Source organism: Achromobacter sp. JCM 18799, assembly GCF_055395645.1.
This window is the reverse complement of the sequence record NZ_AP043866.1, coordinates 1,283,178-1,304,827: the sequence shown is the minus strand read 5'-3', so window position 1 is coordinate 1,304,827 and position 21,650 is coordinate 1,283,178. Positions and strand designations below refer to the sequence as shown.

Annotated in this window: 23 protein-coding genes; 15 read left to right on the top strand and 8 right to left on the bottom strand. The window is 66.6% G+C overall.

All coding sequences use genetic code 11. The features are described from left to right. The first annotated feature begins 7 nt into the window (after positions 1 to 7). Genes ACZ5YA_RS06225 through ACZ5YA_RS06210 form a run of 4 tightly spaced genes read left to right on the top strand, consistent with a single transcriptional unit; the run spans position 8 to position 3,216 of the window. Positions 8 to 1,006 carry an ABC transporter substrate-binding protein gene (locus tag ACZ5YA_RS06225; RefSeq protein WP_059380084.1) on the top strand — a complete coding sequence of 333 codons (999 nt, stop codon included), beginning with the start codon at positions 8 to 10 and terminating at the stop codon, positions 1,004 to 1,006. Then, positions 1,003 to 1,776 (top strand): ABC transporter permease, encoded by a 774-nt coding sequence (locus tag ACZ5YA_RS06220; RefSeq protein WP_054453964.1) that lies wholly within the window; start codon positions 1,003 to 1,005, stop codon positions 1,774 to 1,776. Before ACZ5YA_RS06225 ends, ACZ5YA_RS06220 begins: the two co-directional genes overlap by 4 nt. An 18-nt stretch (positions 1,777 to 1,794) precedes the next feature. After that, positions 1,795 to 2,601, top strand: coding sequence for a transporter substrate-binding domain-containing protein (locus tag ACZ5YA_RS06215; RefSeq protein ID WP_464092198.1), 807 nt, complete (start codon positions 1,795 to 1,797; stop codon positions 2,599 to 2,601). 27 nt (positions 2,602 to 2,628) lie between these two features. After that, complete coding sequence (locus ACZ5YA_RS06210) at positions 2,629 to 3,216, top strand: IMPACT family protein (RefSeq protein WP_059380102.1); 588 nt, start codon at positions 2,629 to 2,631, stop codon at positions 3,214 to 3,216. Positions 3,217 to 3,246: 30 nt separating this feature from the next. Here ACZ5YA_RS06210 and ACZ5YA_RS06205 read toward each other — a convergent pair whose 3' ends face one another. The 3 genes from ACZ5YA_RS06205 to ACZ5YA_RS06195 all read right to left on the bottom strand — a co-directional run bounded on the left by ACZ5YA_RS06205 (position 3,247) and on the right by ACZ5YA_RS06195 (position 6,307). Beyond that, positions 3,247 to 3,621: a thioredoxin family protein gene (locus ACZ5YA_RS06205; protein ID WP_013394055.1), complete on the bottom strand. Its 375-nt coding sequence runs from the start codon at positions 3,619 to 3,621 to the stop codon at positions 3,247 to 3,249. A 167-nt stretch (positions 3,622 to 3,788) separates the two neighbouring features. Beyond that, positions 3,789 to 4,805: an LLM class flavin-dependent oxidoreductase gene (locus ACZ5YA_RS06200; protein ID WP_059380086.1), complete on the bottom strand. Its 1,017-nt coding sequence runs from the start codon at positions 4,803 to 4,805 to the stop codon at positions 3,789 to 3,791. Positions 4,806 to 5,014: 209 nt separating this feature from the next. Next, on the bottom strand, positions 5,015 to 6,307 hold the full coding sequence (locus tag ACZ5YA_RS06195) for an NCS2 family permease (protein ID WP_059380087.1): 1,293 nt from the start codon (positions 6,305 to 6,307) through the stop codon (positions 5,015 to 5,017). Positions 6,308 to 6,417: 110 nt separating this feature from the next. Here ACZ5YA_RS06195 and tsaD point away from each other — a divergent pair, with 110 nt between their 5' ends. Next, entirely contained in the window at positions 6,418 to 7,449 is a 1,032-nt protein-coding gene (gene tsaD / locus ACZ5YA_RS06190) for a tRNA (adenosine(37)-N6)-threonylcarbamoyltransferase complex transferase subunit TsaD (protein WP_464092197.1), read from the top strand. 51 nt (positions 7,450 to 7,500) lie between these two features. Here tsaD and plsY read toward each other — a convergent pair whose 3' ends face one another. Continuing rightward, on the bottom strand, positions 7,501 to 8,142 hold the full coding sequence (gene plsY / locus ACZ5YA_RS06185; protein WP_059380089.1) for a glycerol-3-phosphate 1-O-acyltransferase PlsY: 642 nt from the start codon (positions 8,140 to 8,142) through the stop codon (positions 7,501 to 7,503). Positions 8,143 to 8,332: 190 nt separating this feature from the next. Here plsY and surE point away from each other — a divergent pair, with 190 nt between their 5' ends. The 7 genes from surE to rlmD all read left to right on the top strand — a co-directional run bounded on the left by surE (position 8,333) and on the right by rlmD (position 15,118). Continuing rightward, the gene (gene surE / locus ACZ5YA_RS06180; protein WP_059380090.1) at positions 8,333 to 9,091 is read left to right on the top strand and encodes a 5'/3'-nucleotidase SurE; all 759 of its coding nucleotides are present in this window, start codon (positions 8,333 to 8,335) and stop codon (positions 9,089 to 9,091) included. Beyond that, positions 9,076 to 9,900, top strand: a complete 825-nt coding sequence (locus ACZ5YA_RS06175; RefSeq protein WP_059380091.1) for a protein-L-isoaspartate(D-aspartate) O-methyltransferase — start codon at positions 9,076 to 9,078, stop codon at positions 9,898 to 9,900. Before surE ends, ACZ5YA_RS06175 begins: the two co-directional genes overlap by 16 nt. Before the next feature lie 17 nt (positions 9,901 to 9,917). After that, on the top strand, positions 9,918 to 10,772 hold the full coding sequence (locus ACZ5YA_RS06170; RefSeq protein WP_118932051.1) for a peptidoglycan DD-metalloendopeptidase family protein: 855 nt from the start codon (positions 9,918 to 9,920) through the stop codon (positions 10,770 to 10,772). Next, the gene (locus tag ACZ5YA_RS06165; RefSeq protein WP_118932050.1) at positions 10,769 to 11,548 is read left to right on the top strand and encodes a 3'-5' exonuclease; all 780 of its coding nucleotides are present in this window, start codon (positions 10,769 to 10,771) and stop codon (positions 11,546 to 11,548) included. The genes ACZ5YA_RS06170 and ACZ5YA_RS06165 overlap by 4 nt, the downstream gene beginning before the upstream one ends. Positions 11,549 to 11,729: 181 nt before the next feature. Next, positions 11,730 to 12,335, top strand: coding sequence for a hypothetical protein (locus ACZ5YA_RS06160; RefSeq protein WP_059380094.1), 606 nt, complete (start codon positions 11,730 to 11,732; stop codon positions 12,333 to 12,335). A 357-nt stretch (positions 12,336 to 12,692) separates the two neighbouring features. Further along, the gene (locus tag ACZ5YA_RS06155; RefSeq protein ID WP_059375682.1) at positions 12,693 to 13,445 is read left to right on the top strand and encodes a TorF family putative porin; all 753 of its coding nucleotides are present in this window, start codon (positions 12,693 to 12,695) and stop codon (positions 13,443 to 13,445) included. A gap of 185 nt (positions 13,446 to 13,630) precedes the next feature. After that, positions 13,631 to 15,118 (top strand): 23S rRNA (uracil(1939)-C(5))-methyltransferase RlmD, encoded by a 1,488-nt coding sequence (gene rlmD / locus ACZ5YA_RS06150; RefSeq protein ID WP_251879954.1) that lies wholly within the window; start codon positions 13,631 to 13,633, stop codon positions 15,116 to 15,118. Positions 15,119 to 15,140: 22 nt separating this feature from the next. Here the strand turns inward: rlmD and cueR are convergent, their stop codons facing one another. After that, entirely contained in the window at positions 15,141 to 15,533 is a 393-nt protein-coding gene (gene cueR / locus ACZ5YA_RS06145; RefSeq protein WP_059375687.1) for a Cu(I)-responsive transcriptional regulator, read from the bottom strand. 124 nt (positions 15,534 to 15,657) lie between these two features. Between cueR and ACZ5YA_RS06140 the strand changes: the two genes are divergently transcribed. The 3 genes from ACZ5YA_RS06140 to ACZ5YA_RS06130 all read left to right on the top strand — a co-directional run bounded on the left by ACZ5YA_RS06140 (position 15,658) and on the right by ACZ5YA_RS06130 (position 18,416). Next, positions 15,658 to 15,858: a heavy-metal-associated domain-containing protein gene (locus tag ACZ5YA_RS06140; RefSeq protein ID WP_059375690.1), complete on the top strand. Its 201-nt coding sequence runs from the start codon at positions 15,658 to 15,660 to the stop codon at positions 15,856 to 15,858. A gap of 176 nt (positions 15,859 to 16,034) precedes the next feature. Continuing rightward, entirely contained in the window at positions 16,035 to 16,763 is a 729-nt protein-coding gene (locus tag ACZ5YA_RS06135; protein WP_054453993.1) for a glutathione peroxidase, read from the top strand. A gap of 216 nt (positions 16,764 to 16,979) precedes the next feature. Then, positions 16,980 to 18,416: a dihydrolipoyl dehydrogenase gene (locus ACZ5YA_RS06130; protein WP_464092196.1), complete on the top strand. Its 1,437-nt coding sequence runs from the start codon at positions 16,980 to 16,982 to the stop codon at positions 18,414 to 18,416. A 73-nt stretch (positions 18,417 to 18,489) separates the two neighbouring features. On the opposite strand, the gene ACZ5YA_RS06125 is transcribed toward ACZ5YA_RS06130, so the two are convergent. The 3 genes from ACZ5YA_RS06125 to ACZ5YA_RS06115 form a co-directional block, all read right to left on the bottom strand. Next, complete coding sequence (locus ACZ5YA_RS06125; protein WP_059375695.1) at positions 18,490 to 19,380, bottom strand: 23S rRNA (adenine(2030)-N(6))-methyltransferase RlmJ; 891 nt, start codon at positions 19,378 to 19,380, stop codon at positions 18,490 to 18,492. Positions 19,381 to 19,392: 12 nt separating this feature from the next. Continuing rightward, complete coding sequence (gene ugpQ / locus ACZ5YA_RS06120) at positions 19,393 to 20,142, bottom strand: glycerophosphodiester phosphodiesterase (RefSeq protein ID WP_059375697.1); 750 nt, start codon at positions 20,140 to 20,142, stop codon at positions 19,393 to 19,395. 108 nt (positions 20,143 to 20,250) lie between these two features. Continuing rightward, complete coding sequence (locus ACZ5YA_RS06115) at positions 20,251 to 21,543, bottom strand: M20/M25/M40 family metallo-hydrolase (RefSeq protein WP_059375699.1); 1,293 nt, start codon at positions 21,541 to 21,543, stop codon at positions 20,251 to 20,253. Positions 21,544 to 21,650 lie beyond the last annotated feature (107 nt).

Below are 21,650 nucleotides of genomic sequence, written 5' to 3'. Positions count from 1 at the left end.
ACTTCCCATGAAACTGAAGCAATGGCTGTCCCTGCCGCTGGCCGCGGCGCTGCTGGCGGCGGCCCCCGCGATGGCGGCCGAGAAATTCCGCGTGGGCTATCTGCGCGTGATGGATGATGCGCAAGCCATCGTCGCGCAAGAGGGCGGCTATTACAAAAAGGCCGGCCTGGATTCCGAACTGATCGAGTTCAAGTCGGGTACCGACCTGATCAAGGCGATTGTCGGCGGCCAGCTGGACATTGGCGTGCTGGGCTTCACCAACGCGGTGGCCTGGGCTTCCAAGGGCGCGGACCTGAAGGTGGTGGGCGGTGCGCAGCAGGGCTACCACTCGCTGATCGTGCGTGAAGACTCCGGCATCAAGGACATCGCGGGGCTGAAGGGCAAGACCCTCGCTTCCCAGGCCGAAGGCAGCACCGCCGACGTGGTCCTGAAGGGCGTGGTGCTCAAGCAGGGCAACCTGGGCGCGGACGACGTCAACGTCATGGGCGTAAGCCCGGCCGTGGCGGTCCAGTCGCTGGTGGGCAAGCGCGTGGACGCGGCCTTCCTGTTCGAACCCTACGACCGCATTGCGCAGCTGGTGGCGCCGGTCAAGCAGATCTATGAAGTCGGTCAGGCCTGGCCGTTCCCGTGCATGGTGGTGATCACCTCCGGCGAAACGCTGGCCAAGCGCAAGGACGACGTCTGGAAGGCGCTGGATGCGCAGAACCAGGCCATCCAGCTGCTGCAGAAGGAACCCGCGCAGGCTTCCAAGCTGATCGCGTCGTACTTCATCGCCGAGCCCACCTTGAAGACCTTGACCCGTGGCGAGCTGCCGCGCGAAACCGTCATTGCCGAGGCCATCGGCACGCAGGTCTTCACGCCCAAGCTGACCGACAAGGACACCCGCCGCATGCAGGAAATCGCCGACATCCTGCAGGCCCAGGGTTCGCTGAAGACCCGCGACGGCAAGCCGTATGACGTCTCCAGCATCGTCGACCTGTCCTGGCAAGAGGCTCGCAAGCTTTGAGCGCATCTACCCGAGTCACCGGCGCCCGCAAACACTTCGCGGGCGTTCTGGGCGTGTTGTTCATCCTGGCCTTGTGGCAACTGGCGGCGTTCGCGCTGCCGGACTTCCTGATGCCGGGCGTGCCCGCCGTGGTCGAGCGCTTGGTCGAAGACCTGGGCAAGCAGTCCTTCCACCAGAGCCTCTTGGGCACGCTGGGACGGCTGGGTGCGGGCTACGGCCTGGCGCTGGCGGCCGGCATCGGCTTCGGCCTGGTGGCGGCGGTGCTGTTCTTCTTTCGCGAAGTGCTGCGCAGCGCCATCGTCATCCTGCAGTCGATTCCGTCGATCGCCTGGGTGCCGCTGTTCCTGATCGTGATGGGTTTCGGCAATACGCCGATCATCGTGGTGGTGGCCCTGTCCGCCTTCTTCCCGGCCGCGCTCAGCGTCATGAACGCGACTGAATCGGTGCAACGCGTGCACGTGTCGGCGGCGCGCGTCATGGGCGCCACGCGCTGGGGCCTGGTCAAGCGGGTCTACCTGCCGGCCGTCATGCCCGAGCTCATCACCGGCGCGCAGCTCGCCTTCGGCAATGCCTGGCGCGCGCTGATCTCGGCGGAAATGCTGATCGGCTTCGGCAAGGGGCTGGGCCGTTCGCTGGCCTATTCTGGCGAAATCGCCGACATGACCGGCGTCATGACCAACATCCTGGTCATCGCCGTGCTGGCCGCGCTGATCGATCAGTTCGTGCTTGAAAACCTCAAGCACCGCCTGCTGCGCTATCAGTACGTTTAAGGGCGACAGGAGTCCCGCATGATCGGCCGCATCCGTCTGTTGGTCCTCGGCGCTTGCCTGGTTGCATCGGGTTTCGCACAGGCGCAGTCCGACGCCTTCGCGGCGGCTCGGGCGCGCGGCGAGCTGGTGGTGGGCGTGCCTTACCTGGCGCCGCCGCCTGCGGCCGGCGCCAAGATCCGCACGCCGGACGGCCTGGACGCGGCAATGACGGACAGAGTGGGGCAGAGCCTCGGACTGCCGGTGCGCCTGGTGCAATTGCCGCAGGAGCAGGCCGCTGCCGCGCTGGCGGCGGGACAGGTCGATCTGGTCCTGGCCGACGGCGAGTCGGGCCAACCGGACACCGTCGCGACGCAGGCCACGGGCTATGCCGCGCGTCCCAAGGCCGTGATCCGCAGCGATACCAGCCTGCGCCGGCCCGCCGACGTGCGCGGCCGCAGCGTCTGCATGGCCGAGGCTGCAACCGCTTCCCGCGCCTTGGCCGAAAGCTGGGGCGCCGTGGTGCGCACCTACCGCGTGCCGTCCGATGCGCTGGTTGCCGTGCGCGAAGGCAGCTGCGACATCGGCCTGGTCGACGACGCGGTCTGGGAGCCGCTGGTGCGCTTTCCGGAATGGAAGAAATTCTCCTCGACGCTGGCGGCCGATGGCGCCCGGCGCGAACGCGTGTGGCTGCTGCCGGCCGCCGACTCCGCCAGCCGCAACTGGCTGAGCCAGGAAATGCGCGCCTGGGATCGCGCGGGCGCCTGGAAGGCCATGACCGCGAAGTGGGCGCGCGATGTGGCCTTCGACGTGTACCTCGATCAGGAAGTCCCTGACTGCCACGGCTAGGGGCTGCCGGCACATACAATGCCGGTCATGACGCACACGCTGACCGCCCCTTGCACCTACCAGGAAGACATCAAGAAAAGCCGCTTCGTCGCGTACGCGGCGCCCGTGTCCGGCGTGGACGAAGCCATGCGCTTCTTTGCCCAGCACAGCGACGCGGAAGCGACCCACAACTGCTGGGCCTACCGCATCGGCCAGGAATACCGCTTCAATGACGACGGCGAACCGGGAGGCACGGCTGGCCGTCCCATCCTGCAAGCCATTGAAGGCCAGGACATGGATCGCGTGGCGGTGCTGGTAGTGCGCTGGTACGGGGGCATCAAGCTCGGCGCAGGCGGACTGGTGCGCGCCTACGGGGGCTGCGCGGCCAACTGCCTGCGGCTTGGGGACCGGACCGAGATCGTGGATCTTGCAACCGTCGCCTGCGCTTGCGGCTTTGGCGAACTGGCGTTGCTGAAGTCGCGCCTGGCTCAGGCAGGCGCGGCCATCCTGCAAGAAGATTTCAACGAAGAAGGGGTGGCGCTACGGTTCACGGTGCCGCGCGCAGCGGTGGCGGACCTGGAAGTGACCGCCGCCAACATCACGCGCGGCCGTGCGGCCTGGGAAGTCGAGTCCTGATCCCAGGGGGCACGGGCCAGCGTAGCGTTTTCAGGCGTCCTGTCCGTTCTGGGCAGCCGCGATTTCCTGATGGACCTTTTCCATGTCCACTTCCTTGATCTTGGCGAGCAGCTCATTGAGCTGGCCGCCCGACAGGGCGCCCGGTTGCGAGAACAGCAGGACCTTCTCGCGGAAGACCATCAGGGTCGGGATCGAGCGGATGCCCAGTGCGCCGGCCAGTTCCTGTTCCACGTCGGTATTGACCTTGGCGAAGGTGACGTCGGGATGCTCGGTGGCGGCCTGCTCGAAGACCGGCGCGAAACCGCGGCAGGGGCCGCACCACGGTGCCCAGAAATCGACGATCAGCGTACCGTCGGGGGTGATGGCTTCCTGGAAGCTGTCTTTGGTGAGTTCAACAATACTCATTTTGAATCCTTGCCGGCGAGCGGCGTAAAAAGCGGTCTCAGAGGCCCGGGGTATGCCCGTCCCGGACCCGATGGGGCGTTGCGGCGGCGTTCGGTGCTTTAGAACGATAGTAGAGCGGGTAATGGCCGCGTCGCAATGGTTGGCGCCAGGGGCGCGGGCTGCGGCCCTCAGGCCGCGGTGCTTGCCGGGGTGCCGTTTTTCAACGACGCGACGATCTCGAAGGACCGCAGGCGGTCGGCGATATCGTAGAAATCCGAGACGATCATGACTTCGTCGGCCTCGGTCTCGGCGACCAGCGCTTCCAGTTCGCGCCGGACGGTATCCGGGCCGCCCACGATCGCGGCGCCCAGTCTTTGATGGACCGCCTCGCGCTCCCATTCGTTCCACAGGCCGTCCATGCTGTCGACGGGCGGCTGCAGCTGCAGGCGGTTGCCGCGCACCAGCGACAGGAATTTCAGTTGCTGGGTGGTGGCCTGGCGCCTGGCGGCCTCATCGGTTTCGGCGGCCACGACCGGCACTCCTATCATGGCGTAGGGCCGCGCCAGCGTTGCCGACGGCTTGAACAAATGGCGGTACAGGCGCATGGCGGCCATGCCTTCAGGCGAGAAATGCCCCGCGAAGGAGAAGGGCAGCCCCAGCTCCGCGGCGAGCCGCGCGCTGAAATCGCTGGAACCCAGCAGCCAGATCGGAATGTCCAGGCCTTCGCCGGGAATCGCGCGCACCGGTTGCCCGGGGCGCGAAGGCGCCAGGAAGCCGCGCAATTCTTCGACCAGCGCAGGGAATTCCAAGCCGCTGCGCGGACCGCGGCGCAAGGCGTGCTGCGTGGCGCCGTCGCTGCCGGGTGCGCGGCCCAGGCCCAGGTCGATGCGGCCAGGGTAAAGCGTTTCCAGCGTGCCGAACTGCTCGGCGATGATCAGCGGAGCATGGTTGGGCAGCATGACGCCGCCCGAGCCCACACGCAGGGTGCTGGTGTGCGAGGCCACGTGGCCGATCAGCACCGCCGTGGCGCTGCTGGCCACGCCGTTGATGTTGTGGTGTTCGGCCAGCCAGAAGCGTTTGTAGCCCAGGCGTTCCACGTGCTGCGCGACCGCAACCGTGTTGCGGAAGGCGTCAGCCGCGTCGCGGCCCTGCACAATCGGGGCCAGGTCCAGTACGGAAAAAGGGATGCGTGCCAGGCTGCTCATGCGGAAACCTCCGTGTACACGGTGGAACAGGACAGCGGGGCGGAAACAAAGCGGGTAAGGCGCAAGTCGGACTCCATATGCCGTTATACATGGGGAGTGTATCGGTGAAATCAAGCGGACCCGCCAGCAACCTTATGGTGCGGCGGGTTGATTGATTTCCGCTATTCCTGCGATTGGCCCGCTCTGTAGGGCGGCTTTGGCGGCCTGGCCTAGCCTGGGAAGAAGGCGTAGCGGATCACGAACAGCGCGGCGACCAGCCAGGTCGCGGGATGCACGTCGCGGATCTTGCCGGTGGCCGTCTTCAGCACAACGTAGCTGATGAAGCCGAAGGCGATGCCGTTGGCGATCGAGTACGTGAACGGCATGACCAGCGCGGTCAGCGCTGCCGGCGTGGCTTCGCAGACGTCGTTCCAGTCGATGTCGATCAGTTCGCGCATCATCAGGCCGGCCACGTAGAGCAGGGCGGGCGCGGTGGCGTAGGCCGGCACGGCGCCGGCCAGCGGCGAAATGAACAGCGCAGCCAGGAACAGCACCGCGACGACCAGGGCGGTCATGCCGGTACGGCCGCCGGCCTGCACGCCCGAGGCGCTTTCCACGTAGGCGGTGGTGCTGCTGGTGCCCAGCATCGAACCGGCCACGATGGCGCTGCTGTCGGCAAAGAGCGCGCGGCCCAGGCGGTTGGGGCGGTTCTCGGGCATCAGGCCCGCGCGCTTGGCCACGCCCACCAGCGTGCCGGTGGCGTCGAACACTTCGACCAGCACGAACACCAGGATCACGTGCACGAAGCCGCTGTGCAGCGCGCCCAGGATGTCCAGCTTCATCAGCGTGGGCGCCAGGCTGGGCGGGGCGGCGAAGATGCCCTTGAATTCGTTGTAGCCCAGCGCCATCGACAGCACCGTGACCACCAGGATGCCGATCAGGATCGCGCCGCGCACGCGCAGCGCATCCAGCGCGGCGATGATGAAAAAGCCCAGGATGGCGAACAGCGGGCCCGGCTGGGTCAGGTCGCCCAGCGTGACCTTGGTGGCGGGATGCGCGACCACGATGTTGGCGCTGGATAGCGCGATAATGGCAAGGAACAGCCCGATGCCGGCGGCGATGGCGCTGCGCAGCGAATGCGGAATGCCCTTGACCAGCCAGACCCGGATGCCCGAGAACGTCAGGAACAGGAAGATCACGCCCGAGATGAACACGGCGCCCAGCGCCTGCTCCCAGGTGTAGCCCATGGTCTTGACCACGGTGAATGCGAAGAAGGCGTTCAGGCCCATGCCCGGCGCCATGCCGATCGGCCAGTTGGCGATCAGCGCCATCACCAGCGAGCCCAGCGCGGCGGCCAGGCAGGTGGCGACGAACACGGCATCGCGGTCCATGCCCGTCGACGACAGGATGTCCGGATTGACGAAGATGATGTACGACATCGTCAGGAAGGTCGTCAGGCCGGCGACCAGTTCCGTACGCGCTGTCGTGCCGTGTTCACGCAGCTTGAATAGCTTCTCGAGCATTCGAGTCCCCAATGTGTTTGCAGGATTGCGGGTTGTTGTGGGCGGGCCGGGTTGCCCGCCGGTTTTTCATGAAAGGGCGTATTTTCGCATCAGTTGTAAACTCTGCCGCCATGATTATTCTCGGCTTTGAAAGCTCCTGCGACGAAACCGGCGTCGCAGCCGTCTGTACGGAACGGGGCCTGCTCGCGCACGCGCTGCATACCCAGATCGCCATGCACCAGGAATACGGGGGCGTGGTGCCGGAACTCGCCTCGCGCGACCATATCCGCCGCGTCGTGCCGCTGACCCGCCAGGTCCTCGAAGACGCGGGCCTGCAAATGTCGGATGTCGGCGCCGTGGCCTATACGGCCGGCCCCGGCCTGGCCGGCGCCTTGCTGGTGGGCGCCAGCGTCGCGCAGTCATTCGCCTGGTCGCGCCATCTGCCCGCCATCGGCATCCATCACCTGGAAGGCCATCTGCTGTCGCCGATGCTGGCGGATCCGCGACCGGAATTTCCCTTCGTGGCCTTGCTGGTGTCCGGCGGACACACGCAGCTGATGCGCGTGGACGGGGTGGGGCGCTATGAATTGCTGGGCGAAACGCTGGACGACGCCGCGGGCGAGGCCTTCGACAAGTCCGCCAAGCTGATGGGCCTGGGCTATCCGGGCGGGCCGGCGCTGTCCCGGCTGGCCGCCAGCGGCGATGCCGCGCGTTTCGATCTGCCGCGGCCCATGCTGCACAGCGGCGACCTGGATTTCAGTTTCAGTGGCCTGAAGACGGCGGTGCTGACCCGCGTCAAGGCCGCCGAGGCCGCGGGCGGTCTGGACGAACAGACCCGCGCCGACCTGGCCGCGGCCACGCAGGCCGCGATCGTGGAAGTGCTGGCGGCCAAGGCCATCAAGGCGCTGAAGCAGACCGGCCTGAAGCGCCTGGTGGTGGCCGGGGGCGTGGGCGCCAACCAGCTGCTGCGCGCCAAGCTGGACTCGGCGCTCAAGCCGCTCAAGGCGCGCGCCTATTTCCCGCCCCTGGAGCTGTGCACCGACAACGGCGCCATGATCGCCTTTGCGGCCGCGGAGCGGGTCAAGGCGGGCCTGGCGACCCTGGATCCGGACGCGCACAGCTTCACTGTGAAGCCGCGCTGGGATCTGGCCGACATTGCCTGAAAATGAAAAGGGCGGCCTTGCCGGCCGCCCCGAAGCGCATTCGTTTCGCGCTTATTTCTTCTTGCCGCCGCCGATGCGGCTTTCCGTGCCCTGGACCAGGCGCGTGATATTGGCGCGGTGGCGGTAGAACAACAGCACGCCGATGGCCGCCAGCGCCACGCCCATGGACGGCTGCGCATACCAGGCCAGGCCGGAGCCGAACACGTAGTAGACAGGGGCGAAGAAGGCCGCCACCAGCGAAGCCAGGGACGAATAGCGGAAGAATACCGCGACGATGAGCCAGGTGGCCGCCGTGGCGACCGCCAGCCAGGGCTGGATCGCCACCAGCACGCCCAGCGCGGTGGCCACGCCCTTGCCGCCCTTGAAGCGCAGGAATATCGGGTACAGATGGCCCAGGAAGGCGGCCAGCGCCACCAGCGCCAGCGCGACGGGGGAGATCCCGGGAGCCAGCTTTTCGGCCAGCCAGATTGCGAACCATCCCTTGGCGGCGTCGCCCAGCAGCGTCAGCGCGGCGGCGGTCTTGTTCCCGGTGCGCAGCACGTTGGTGGCGCCCGGGTTCTTGGAGCCGTAGCTGCGGGGGTCTTGCAGGCCCATGAGCTTGCTGACGACCACCGCGAACGGCACGGAGCCGATCAGGTAGGCCAGCAGGATGAGCGCAGCGCTGAAGACCAGGGAGGGGTCGTTTATCGCCATGGAGAGAGGGTCCGTTGTTGTTGTGTTGTTGCCGTAATGGCTGCGGATTCTACCGCGCCCGGGGCCGGGTCCGGCTACGGGTTATCGAGCGGGGCGGCGGCCCCCGTCTGCCAGCCGATCGCACGGATGCCGGCCGCGGACGGTACAATCCGACGCGTTCACCCGCGTTTTATTTTCTTTCGGATGCACAATGCGAATTCTGGTTTCGAACGATGATGGTTATTCGGCCCCTGGGCTCGAGGCGCTGGTTGACGCGCTGCAAGGCCTGGGCGATCTCACCGTTGTCGCGCCCGAGACCAACCATAGCGGCGCGTCCAACTCGCTGACGCTGAACCGGCCTCTGTCGGTGCGCACCGCCTCCAACGGCTTCATCGCCGTCAACGGCACCCCGTCCGACTGCGTGCACGTGGCGCTCACCGGCCTGATGGATACCCGGCCCGACCTGGTCGTCTCCGGCATCAACAACGGCGCCAACATGGGCGACGACACCCTGTATTCGGGCACCGTGGCGGCCGCCAGCGAAGGCTATCTGTTCGGCATCCCGGCCATCGCGTTCTCGCTGGCCGAGAAGGGCTGGGCGCACATCGATTCCGCCGCGCGCGCCGCGCGCCTGGTGGTCGAGCGCCACCTGGCCCAGCCGCTGGCCGCGCCGGTGCTGCTGAACGTCAATATCCCCAGCCGCCGCTTCGAAGACATGCACGGCTTCGCGGTCACGCGCCTGGGCAAGCGCCATCCTTCGCAGCCGGTGGTGCGCACCACCACGCCATATGGCGATACCGTCTATTGGATCGGACCCGTGGGCCTGGCTGCCGACGCCACGCCGGGTACGGACTTTCATGCCGTCGAGCAGGGCACGGTGTCGGTCACGCCGCTGCGCCTGGACCTGACCCAGCACAGCCAGCTCGACGAGATCCGGACCTGGGCGGAGCCGCTATGCGTAAACGCGTAAGCCAGCCGGACGTGACCCAGCCCGTGCCCGGGCGCACCGGTCCGGTGCGTTACGACTCGGGCCGGCTCAGTCCCGGCGTCACGCCCGCCAACAGCAACACCCGCATTTCTGCAGCCACGCTGCAACGCCAGACCCAGGCGCCCACGCCCGCATCGGGCAGCAATCTGGGCCTGAACTCGGACCGCCTGCGCCAGGCCATGGTCGAGCGCCTGCGCGCGCAGGGCATCACCGACGAACGCGTGCTCAACGCCATGGGCGCGGTGCCGCGTCATCTGTTCGTCGACGAGGCGCTGGCCAGCCGCGCTTACGAAGACGCCGCGCTGCCCATCGGCCATTCGCAAACCATCTCCCAGCCCTGGGTGGTGGCGCGCATGATCGCCGCCGCCTGCGACGACCGCACGCCCACCCGCGTGCTGGAAGTCGGCGCGGGTTGCGGCTACCAGGCGGCGGTACTCGCGCAGTTCGTGCGCGAGGTTCACTCCATCGAACGCATCCGCGGACTGTATGAACTTGCGCGCGAACATCTGCGCGCCTTGCGGCTCACCACCAGGATCCGCTTGATCTACGGCGACGGCATGCTGGGTCTGCCCGGCGTGGCGCCGTTCGATGCTATCGTTGTGGCTGCCGCTGGCCTTGCCATCCCGCAGGCGCTGCTCTCGCAGCTCGCGCCGGGTGGCCGCCTGATCGCTCCGGAAGGGGGCGCCAACCAGCGCCTGGTTCTTATCGAACGCACAGGCGCGGCCAGCTGGAAACGCACTGAATTAGAGGCCGTGCGCTTTGTGCCGCTACGGGCCGGAATACAATCTTGAGCAAACAGGAGAAACGTATGCTCAACGGGCAGTTGCAACTGACCGATATCACCCTGGGCGCGTCCATGACGCGCCTGCGCCGCCCGCTCTTCATCGCGGGGGCTCTCAGCCTGTCCATCCTGGCTGGCTGCGCTTCCAAAGGTACTCGCGCTCCGGTGGTCGACATGACTGGCGGGCAACCCGCGCCGGCCACCCAGACCGGCGGCACCTATGTGGTGAAACCGGGCGACACGCTCTACAAGATCGCCCGCGCCAACAATGTGGATGTCGAGAACGTCAAGCGTTGGAACAACCTCAGCGATCCCAACCAGATCTCGGTCGGCCAGGTCCTGAAGATGTCCGGCAGCGCCAGCGGCGGTGCCCAGACCGCGCCGGTCGCGGGCACCAAGCCGCAGCCGCGTCCGCTGGACCAGCCGGAAACCCTGCCGCCGCCCACCACTGAAACCACCACGCCGCCACCCACGGCGCCGGTCGAAACCAAGCCCGCCACGCGCGCGGCCGACGCGGCCGTCATTAATTGGGCCTGGCCTGCCAGCGGCCAGATCGTGCAGGGCTTCAACAACAGCAGCAAGGGCATCGACATCGCCGGCGCGCTGGGCGATCCGGTCACCGCCGCCGCGGACGGCCTGGTCAAGTACAGCGGCAACGGTGTGCGCGGCCTGGGCAACCTGATCATCGTCGAGCACCAGAACGGTTTCATCACCGCCTACGCGCACAACCGCGCGGTGCTGGTGAAGACCGGCCAGAACGTCAAGCGCGGCGCCAAGATCGCCGAACTCGGCCAAAGCGATACCACCTCGCCGCGCCTGCACTTCGAAATCCGCCGCCAAGGCCAGCCGGTGGATCCCATGCAGTATCTGCCCGCGCGATGACGCCGACTCTCGTCTTCGACCTGGAAACCATCCCCGACGCCGAGGGGCTGCGCAAGCTCAACGGCTGGGGGGCTGACGTTCCCGACCAGGAAGTGGTCGAACGCGCCCTGACCGCGCGCCGCGAGGCCGTGGGCCATGATTTCCTGCCGCTGCATCTGCACAAGGTGGCGGTGGTGGGCTGCGTGTTCCGCGACGACCAGGGCTTTCGCGTCAAGACCCTGGGCCAGCCCGACGATCCCGAGGCAGCCTTGCTGGCGGGTTTCTTCAAGACCATCGAGCGCTACACGCCCAAGCTTGTGAGCTGGAACGGTTCGGGCTTCGACCTGCCGGTGCTGCATTACCGCAGCCTGATCCAGGGCGTACCCGCGCCGCGTTACTGGGACATGGGCGAGGAAGACCGCGACTTCAAGTTCAACAACTACATCTCGCGCTATCACTCCCGGCACCTGGACCTGATGGACCTGCTGGCCAAGTACAACGGCCGCGCCAACGCGCCGCTGGACGAACTCGCCAAGCTCTGCGGTTTTCCGGGCAAGCTGGGCATGGACGGCAGCAAGGTGTGGGAAGCCTGGAGCCAGGGCCGCGCCGACGAGGTGCGGGCCTATTGCGAAACCGACGTGGTCAACACCTGGCTGGTGTATTGCCGTTTCCGCTTCCTGCGCGGCGAGCTCGACCGCACTTCCTACGAAACGGAAATCGCCTTGGTGCGGGACACCCTCAGCGCCAGCGATGCGCCGCATTGGAAGGAATACATGGCGGCCTGGGACGCCAACTGAGCGGTGTCTTGGCCGGAGGACCCGTCCTCCCGGCGAACAGGATCGAACGGGGCCCTTGCGGCCCCGTTCTTGCGTCTGGCGCCTGCGCAATCGACTGAAACATTGCTTGCCCCAGCGAAACCTGGATGAAACCGGGCCAATCGCACAATGGCCTCGCTTTCTTCACTTTCAGGAGACCTACATGTCCCGATTCGCTATCCGCTCCAATTTGGCCGCTCTTGCATTTGTCGCCGCGACGGGCGGCCTGGTGGCCGGCTCCGTCATGGCTGCGCCTCCTCCTCCCGCTGACGGCGGTCCCGCCGCCATGCACGATGGCCAGCGCGGCGGCTTCCACAAAGGCATGCGCGACGGCCTCTTCATTCCCGGCCTGGGTCCCGTGACCAAGGCCCAGGTCGCCGAGCTGAAGCTGGACGACAAGCAGCAGGCCTTGTTCAAGACCGCGCAGGACGGCCAACGCAGCCTGCACGAAGCCATGCGCGCCTCTGGCGACAAGCGCCACGACCTGCTGAAGGCGCAGCTGGACAGCGGCAAGCTGGATCCCCGCGCGCTGGTCGAGCAGTCCGAAAAATCGCGTGATGCCTTCGGTCCCCAGGCCAAGCAGGTGCGCGACCAATGGCTTGCGGTCTGGGACAGCCTGAATGACACCCAGCGAGGCCAGGTGACCAAGTTCGTCAAGGAACGCCAGGATCGCATGCAGGAGCGTCATGCCCGCATGGAAGGACGCCACGGCAAGGGCAAGGCTGAAGCGCCTGCCGCCGCCGCGCCGGCCAAGCCTGCCGCCAACTAAGCCGTGTGGCCGGCCGTCCTGGCCGGCCCACGCCAGCAACCCCGGACACGCGACCGCGTGCCGGGGTTTTTCATTTGGCGTCCCGGATGGTGGCTAGCGGCGGCCCGCCATGCGAGCCGATCCGCAGCGGGTTCCCCGTTTTGACGCATAGGGGCGTGCGCCGGCGCTCGCGTCCGCACTGTTCTGGTGCGGGGCGGGTGCCGCCAGCGACGCATGCGCCGCCGTATCGGGCTGCGCCAGACCTGGCACGGACATTGCTTTGTGGAGTAGGAACCGGTTTCAAACGCTGCACCGCCGGTCCTTGGGATGCGCCTCGGCCATCCGCCCATTCGACAAAACCGATCAGGACTCCGCACCATGAAGAAGACGTTGCTAGCCGTGCCCTTTGCGCTCGCCGCTTGTTTCGCCGCGACGGCGCAGGCCGAACCCACCGATCTGGGCGGCGGATTCTCGCTCAGCGGCAACGCCGCCATCGTCAGCGACTACCGTTTCCGCGGCTACTCGCAGACCGACTTCCGGCCTGCCGTGCAGCTGGGCTTCGACCTGACCCACAGTTCCGGCTTCTATCTGGGCAACTGGAACTCGAACGTGTCCGATTTCGTCTTCACCGACGGCAACCTGGAAATGGATTTCTATGGCGGCTGGAAGGGCGACGTGGGCGGCGGCTTCACGCTGGACGCGGGCGTGCTGCATTACTACTACCCCGGTTCCAGCTCGCCGAAGGGCGGAAACTACAACAACACCGACCTCTATCTGGGCGCGTCCTACGGCAACTACAGCCTCAAGTACTCCTACACGCCCAGCGACTTCTTCAGCACGCCGGACAGCAAGGGCACCTGGTACCTGGACGGCACGGCCAATTTCGATCTGGGCGACGGTTGGGGCCTGGTCGGCCACCTGGGCTACCAGAAGCTCAAGAACCAGACCAATATGGACGGCGACTCCATCGGCCATTACGTCGACTACAAGCTCGGCGTGACCAAGGACCTGAAGGGCTGGATCCTGGGCCTGGCCGCGGTGGGCGCGACCAAGGACAACTGGCTGCCGACCAAGTACGGCCATCCCTCGGGCCGCCTGGGCGCGGTTTTCTCGGTGGCGCGTTCCTTCTGACCGATATCCGTGGCGGCGCCTGGCGGCGCCGGCTTTCGGGCTTGCCAAGGATCGGCGGCGTCCGCCGTCCGCGGCAAGCCCTTTTTTCATCGGAAGGCCGTTCCGGCCCCGCATGGCCATTTCCAGGAATGGCCGCAGTCCTTTTACAATAGCGGGTTGCGTGTAATTCTTCTGGACTGCGTGAGATGTCTGACGTTTTGAGTATTGAATCCCTGGACCTGGAAGCCCGGGGTATCGCCCGCCGCGACGGGAAAGTCGTCTTCGTGGAAGGCGCCTTGCCGGGCGAACGGGTCACCACGGTTACGCTGCGCCGCAAGCCGTCCTACGAGATCGCGCGCGTGGACGAGGTGCTGCGGCCCTCGTCGCAGCGGGTAACGCCGCGCTGCCCGCATTTCGGTGTCTGTGGCGGCTGCGCCATGCAGCATCTGGAGCCCAGCACGCAGGTGGCGATCAAGCAGCGTTCGCTGGAAGATACTTTCTGGCACGTCGGCAAATTGCGTCCGGCGCGCATCCTGGCGCCGCTGCAAGGCCCGACCTGGGGCTACCGTTACCGCGCCCGCCTGTCGGTGCGCGTGGTGCCCAAGAAGGGCGGCGTGCTGGTCGGCTTCCATGAGCGCAAGAGCAGCTACGTGGCCGACATGCGCGAATGCCATGTGCTGCCGCGCCACGTGAGCGACCTGCTGATCCCCCTGCGCGAAATGATCGGTTCCATGTCCGCGCCGGACCGCATGCCGCAGATCGAAGTGTCGCTGGGCGAGGGCGTCACCGCGCTGGTCCTGCGCCATTTGCTGCCGTTGACCGACGGCGACATCGCCATCCTGCGCGCCTTCGCCGCCAAGCACAACGTGCAATGGTGGCTGCAGTCCAAGGGTCCGGAAACCGTGCACCCGCTGGAGCGCGAGCACGGCGACACGCTGGCCTACACCATGCCGGAATTCGGCCTGCGCATGCCGTACCGGCCCACCGATTTCACTCAGGTCAACCACGCCATCAACCGCGCCATGGTGTCGCGCGCCCTGAAGCTGCTTGAAGTGCAGCCGACCGACCGCGTGGCGGATCTGTTCTGCGGGCTGGGCAACTTCACGCTGCCGCTGGCGACGCAGGGCAGGGAAGCCGTGGGCGTGGAAGGCAGCAAGGCGCTGACCGACCGCGCTTTCGACGCGGCATCGCGCCATGGCCTGGGCGATCGCACCAGCTTCGCCACCCTGAACCTGTTCGAGGTGGACGTGGAATGGCTGCGCGGCCTGGGCTATTTCGACCGTATGCTGATCGATCCGCCGCGCGAAGGCGCGCATGCCGTGGCGCAGGCCCTGTCGCAGCTGGAGGCGCACGAGCGTCCCGTGCGCATTGTCTACGTGTCCTGTAACCCGGCCACGCTGGCGCGCGACGCGGCCATCATGGTGCATGAAGGCGGCTACGTGTTGAAGAGCGCGGGCGTGATCAACATGTTCCCGCACACGGGCCATGTGGAGTCCATCGCGGTGTTCGAATCGCTGGACGCCGAGGGCATTCAGGTGGTTAGGGAACGGGCCCGCCAGCGCGCCATCCAGGCGGCGGCGGAAGCGGCCGCCGCGGAAGAGGCCAAGGCCGCGGCCGCCGCCGAGAAGGCGGCCGCCAAGCAGGCGGCCACCGACGCCTATCACGCCAAGGTCGCGGCCGAAGCCCAGGACTGATGGCCGCGAGGCCTGGGCAGCTTCAGTGCTTGCAGCCCAGGCCTTCCAGTATCGGGCAGTCCGGCCGATCATTGCCCTGGCAGTGCTCGGCCAGATGCTTCAGGGTCGCCGCCATGTCGCGCAGCGCCTCGGCCTTGCGCTCCAGTTCCTGCACGTGTTCCAGCGCGATGCGCTTGACGTCGGCGCTGGCGCGGCTGCGGTCCTTCCACAGCGCCAGCAGCTCGTTCATCTGTTCCACCGAGAAACCCAGGTCGCGCGCGCGGCGCACGAAGTGCAGCGTATGCAGATCGTGTTCGCTGTACACGCGGTAGCCGGAATCCGTGCGTCCGGCAGGGCTGATCAGGCCGATGCTTTCGTAGTAACGGATCATCTTTGCGGAAATGCCCGAACTCTTGGATGCCTCTCCGATATTCATTGCTCTGCTCCTGTGTGGCCTGAGTGCGATTCTACGCTTGACCTTGCCATCATAGGAAGGTTTAAGCTGTTTTCCATGGTGGACGAAACGCAGTCCATCACCCTTGAATCCTATGGAGATAACTATGAGCATCGAGTTCCAAGTGGCTGACATGACCTGCGGCCATTGCGCCAAGACCATCACGGCGGCGGTGAACCAGGCGGCGCCGGGCGCGACTGTCACAATCGATTTGCCCACCCACCGCGTGACCGTGACCGGGGCCGATGACGCCGGCAAGATCGAGGACGCGATCCGCGACGCCGGCTACCAGCCGCTGCCGGTGTAATGCCTCCAGGCGCGAGGCCGGGCTATGATAGGTTCGACCTCGCGCTAGCTATTTGTTCATTGCCAAAATCTATTGATTCATTGAATTTATTAAATTTGAATAATTGATAGCAAGGATTTATCATTCTTTCCATGGTGGTTAATCAAACAACCCCGCTACCCCAAGGAGAGATTTGAATGCTGCAAAACCGCGAAGGCCAACGTGTTCCGAACGTAACGTTCCCGGTCCGTGAGGACAACACCTGGAAGAAGGTCACGTCCGACGACCTGTTCAAGAACAAGACCGTCGTGGTCTTTTCCCTGCCCGGCGCCTTCACGCCGACCTGCTCGTCGACCCACCTGCCGCGCTACAACGAGCTGGCTCCCGCCTTCTTCGCCGCCGGCGTGGACAGCATCGTCTGCGTGTCGGTCAACGACACCTTCGTCATGAACGAATGGGCCAAGGATCAGGAATCGGCCAACATCACGCTGCTGCCCGACGGCAACGGCGAGTTCACCGAAGGCATGGGCATGCTGGTCGACAAGAGCGACCTGGGCTTCGGCAAGCGCAGCTGGCGCTACTCCATGCTGGTCAAGGACGGCGTGGTCCAGAAGATGTTCATCGAGCCGGAAAAGGAAGGCGACCCGTTTGAAGTGTCGGACGCGGACACCATGCTGGCGCACTTCGCCCCGTCGGCCAAGAAGCCCGACCAGGTGGTCGTGTTCTCCAAGCCGGGCTGCCCGTTCTGCGTGGAAGCCAAGGCGCTGCTGGATGCCAAGGGTTACGCCCCGATCGAGATCCCGCTGGAAAACAAGGTCCGTGGCCGCGTGATCGGCGCCGTCTCGGGCAAGGGCACCGCCCCGCAGGTGTTCATCAACGGCGCGCTGATCGGCGGCCTGGAAGACCTGAAGGCGCACTTCGCCTAAGCGTCTGCAACGCCACCGGCCCCGGGTCTGCCCTGGGGCCGGGCAGGGCGCAGAGGCGGTCCGCCGCCTGCTGCTCCCGTCACAAGTTTCCCTTTTTACGCACCTTTGCGCGCGGCCCCTCGGGCGCTGCGGGACTGCCCACGTCCAGAGGGTGCGAAAAAAGGCGGAACCAGCCTTTGAATTCCTGCTCCACGCCACATCGGGGGATACCCAGTCATGAAAACTCTGCATACCGATATTGCTGTCATCGGCGCCGGCACGGCCGGCCTGGCCGCCTACCGCGCCGCCCGCGCCGCGGGGCTGCGCGCGCTGCTGATCGAAGGCGGCCCGTATGGCACGACCTGCGCCCGCGTCGGCTGCATGCCGTCCAAGCTGCTGATCGCCGCCGCCGAAGCGGCCCACAACGCGGCTCACACCGAGCCGTTCGGCGTGCACGTGGGCGGCGAGATTACGGTCGATGGCGCCGAAGTGATGGACCGCGTCAAGCGCGAGCGCGACCGCTTTGTCGGCTTTGTGCTGGAAGGCGTGGAGAGCATTCCCGCCGAAGACAAGCTGCGCGGCTATGCGCGCTTCGTGGCGGACACGGTGCTGCAGGTGGACGAGCATACCGAGGTGCATGCATCCCGCGTGGTGATCGCCACCGGGTCGCGGCCCTCGGTGCCGCCGCCGTTCCGTGCGCTGGGCGACCGGCTGGTGCTGAACGACGACGTGTTCGCCTGGGATGATCTGCCAGGCCGCGTCGCCGTATTCGGTCCCGGCGTGATCGGTCTGGAGCTGGGCCAGGCGCTGGCGCGCCTGGGCGTGGAGGTGCGCGTGTTCGGCGTCAGCGGCAGCCTGGCCGGCATCAGCGATCCGCAGGTGCGCAATACGGCGCGCAAGATCTTCCAGCGCGAGTTCTATCTGGATCCGGACGCCCGCGTGCTGGAAACGACCCGGGTCGGCGACGAAGTGGAAGTGCGCTACGTGGCGCTGGACAATACCGAACGCACCGAACGCTTCGACTACGCGCTGGTGGCTACCGGCCGCCGCGCCAACGTCGACGGACTGGGCCTGGAAAACACCTCGCTGCAACTGGATAAGCATGGCGTGCCGGTATTCGACCGCGAAACCATGCAGGCGGGCAATGCGCCCATCTTCATCGCGGGCGACGCCAACGCCGACGCGCCGCTGCTGCACGAAGCCGCCGACGAAGGCCGCATCGCCGGCGAAAACGCGGCCCGCTACCCCGAAGTGCGCAAGGGCCTGCGCCGCGCGCCGCTGGCGGTGGTGTTCTCGGACCCGCAGATCGCCATGGCCGGGCAGGGCCACGCACGGCTGGTGCCGGGCACCTTCGTGATCGGCGAAGTGGACTTCAGCGACCAGGGCCGCTCGCGCGTCATGCTGAAGAACCGCGGCATGCTGCACGTCTATGCGGACATCGAAACGGGTCGCTTCCTGGGCGCCGAAATGGTCGGTCCCAGCGCCGAGCACATCGGCCACCTGCTGGCCTGGGCCGTGCAGCAGGAGCTGACCGTGGCGCGCATGCTGGAAATGCCGTTCTATCATCCCGTGATCGAGGAAGGCCTGCGCACCGCGCTGCGCGATGCGGCGGCCAAGCTGGCCCGGGCGCAGGAAGCGCTGCAGCGCGAAGAGCCGCAGAGCGAGACGGCCTGAACGCCCGAGGCATCCTGCGCGACCCCAACAAAAAGGCCACGAAACATCGTGGCCTTTTTGCTTGTGCGCCGGATCAGTCGTCCGACTGCTTCTTCGGCACCGGGAACGGATTCTCGCGGAACTGCAGCGTGAATCCAGCCCGCTCGTCCTGCCCCAGCGTGCGGGCCAGATACGGCATGGCCTGCTTCAATGCGTCGTGCAGCGTCCAGGGCGGATTGATCAGGAACATGCCGCTGCCATGCAGGCCGTAGCCGTCGATGGTCGCCTTCTTGACGGTCAGCGTCGCATGCAGCCAGCTCTTGACCTTGAGGTTTTCCAGGTGGCGGGCCATTTCGCCAGCTTCACGGCGTTGCACCAGCGGGTACCAGACGGCATAGGTGCCGGTGGCGAAGCGCTTGATGCATTCCTTGATGGTGACGAACGTGCGGCGGTAGTCGTTCTTGTCTTCGTACGAAGGATCGATCAGCACCATGCCGCGGCGCGTGGGCGGCGGCAGCAGCGCCTTGACGCCTTCGAAACCGTCGTCGCCGTAGATCGTGGTCTGGCGCTGCGCGGCGCGCCCCTGGTGTTCCAGGTTGCCGACCAGCGTGTCGATCTCGGTCGGGTGCATCTCGAACAGGCGCAGGCGGTCGGACGGACGCATTGCGTCCAGCGCCAGCCAGGGCGAGCCGGGATAGCGCCTGAGGCGGCCATTGGTGTTGTAGCCGCGGATCCGGGCGACGTACTCGGCCAGGATGGGAGGCAGGTCTTCGGCTTCCCAGAGGCGGCCGATGCCGTCGGCGAACTCGGAGGTCTTGGCGGCCCAATCGCTATCCAGGCTGTAGAGCCCGGCGCCGGCGTGGGTATCGATGACCCAGTAGGGCGCGTCCTTTTTATTGAAGTAATCCAGGGTGTGGATCAGGATGGCGTGCTTGAGCACGTCGGCGTGGTTGCCGGCGTGAAAGGCGTGGCGGTAACTGAACACGGGCGTTCTGCCTCAGGCGGCGGGCCGGATCGCGGCCAGCTCGTCGGTGAAAATGCCGTCGATGCCCCAGTCGAGCAGCAGGCGGGCGCGCTCCGGGTCGTTGACGGTCCAGGCGGCGATACGGTAGCCGGCGGCATGCACGGCATCGATCAGCTCAGGGGTGGCGTCCTTCTGATTGATGTTCAGGGCCACGCACTCGTACTTGGCCAGGCGTTCGCGCCAGTCGGCGGGCACCTTCTCCACCAGCAGCGCGCGCGGCAATTCGGGCGCGGTCTCCAGGGCGGCCTGCAGCGCTTCTTCCGCGAACGAGGACAGGAGCGGCGGTTCGGCCGCGCCTTGCCACAGCTGGCGCGCAGCCAGCGCCACGGCGCGGCCGGTCTCGGCTTCGCGGCCCGGGCAGGGCTTGATCTCGACATTGCTGGCGATGCCGTTGGCCACCGTGTAGCGGGCGACGGCGGCGAAGGTGGGCAGCGGCTCGCCAGCGTAGGCGGCTGAATGCCAGCTGCCGAAATCCAGCTGGGCAAGCTCGGCGTAGGTCTTGGCGGCAGCGGGGCCCCGGCCGTTGGAGGTGCGGTCGACGTCGTCGTCGTGCATCAGCACCAGCACGTTGTCGCTGCTTAGCTTGACGTCGTATTCGAACATCGTGAAGCCGTGCTCGGCGCCCACGCGCATGGCGGCCAGGGTGTTCTCCGGGGCCAGACGGCCGCCGCCGCGGTGCGCGATGTAACGGGAGTAGGGCCAGGAGGGGAGTTTTGCGCTCATTTGGGTGTTGCTTCGGGTTCTTTTGGTCAGGGTTGCAAGGATACTCCTTCTGCACGCCGGTTTCGGCCATGCCGCGGCGCGCGAGAACGCCGCGGCGGGTCCATAGGCCTATTTCATGGGCGCCTTGTCCTGCGACACGTCCATGATCATCCGCGCCGCCAGGTACAGGCGCGGCACGATGCTGTTGATCTGGATGTACTCGGCGTCGTTGGAATGCGCGCCGAAGCCGCTCAGGCCCATGCCTTCGATCACCGGGCCGCGCGCCTTCAGCGCTGCAAAGGCGGCGTCGGTGCCGCCGCCGCTGGCGCGGTCCACGACCTTCATGGGCAGGTCCATTTCCTTATAGATCTGCACGCCGTGCTGGGCCAGGGCGCGCGAGGCGGGCGTGGCTTCCAGGGGCGGACGGCGCACCTCGAATTTCACGCTGACCTTGGATTCGGGCAGCAGCTTCTTCTGTGCGCGTTCTTCCAACGTGCGCGACAGCGCGTCGAAGTCGGAAACGCGCAGCGCGCGGGCGTCGGCCTGGGCGGTGGCCTGGCCCGGAATGACGTTGCGGTTGGTGCCGGCCTGGGCCACGGTCCAGTTCAGCTTCAAGCCTTCCTCGGGCTTGGACAGCTTGTCCAGCTGCAGCAGCTGATGGGCCAATTCATACAGGGCGTTGACGCCGCCTTCGGGGCGCGCGCCGGCATGCGAGGTCTTGCCCTGTACGGTCAGGTAGGCCGCGCCGATGCCGCTGGTGGCCAGCGTCAGGCGCGCTTCCGCGCCGCCGCCTTCGAACGAGAACACCGCGTCCTGGTCGGCGCCCAGGCGGGTGATGGTGCTGCGCGCGCCGGGCGAGCTGATTTCCTCGTCGCCGTTGATCAGCACGGTAATGGTGCCGTAGTCCTCGAAGCCCAGCTTCTGCAGCAGGGTCAGGGTATGGATGATGGCGGCCACGCCATGCTTGTCGTCGGCGATGCCCAGGCCGTAGGCCTTGTCGCCGTCGATGCGGAAGGGCTGGTCCTTGAGCATGCCGTTGCGGTAGACGGTGTCCATGTGGGCGATCAGCATGATCTTCTTCTGGCCTTTGCCCTTAAATTCCGCATGGACCATGGGGCCGACCTTTTCCGGCGTGTCGTCCAGGCGGAACACGTCGGCGGGCTGGATGATCTCGACGGTCCCGCCCAGCGCCTTGAGCCGGTCGCGGATCAGGACGGCGATGCGCTCAACGCCTTCGACGTCCTTGCTGCCCGACTCGATGCCGACCAGGTCGCGCATGGTGTCCAGCATGCCTTGCTGCTGGGCTTGGGCGGCTTCGTGGACAGCGGCGACGGGCGCGGCCAGCGCGGCGGGGGCGGCGCCGACGAAGGCCAGGGCGATGCAGGTGCGCAGGAGTTGCAGGCGGGGAGATGTGTACGGCATCAGTGTGTACCTCTGAGCGTGCGTGGAAGGGGCCACATCCTTTGGGGACGCGGCGTCAGCGGTAATGCGGGCTTACCCTGACAGGCCACGATACGAGGGACGCAAGG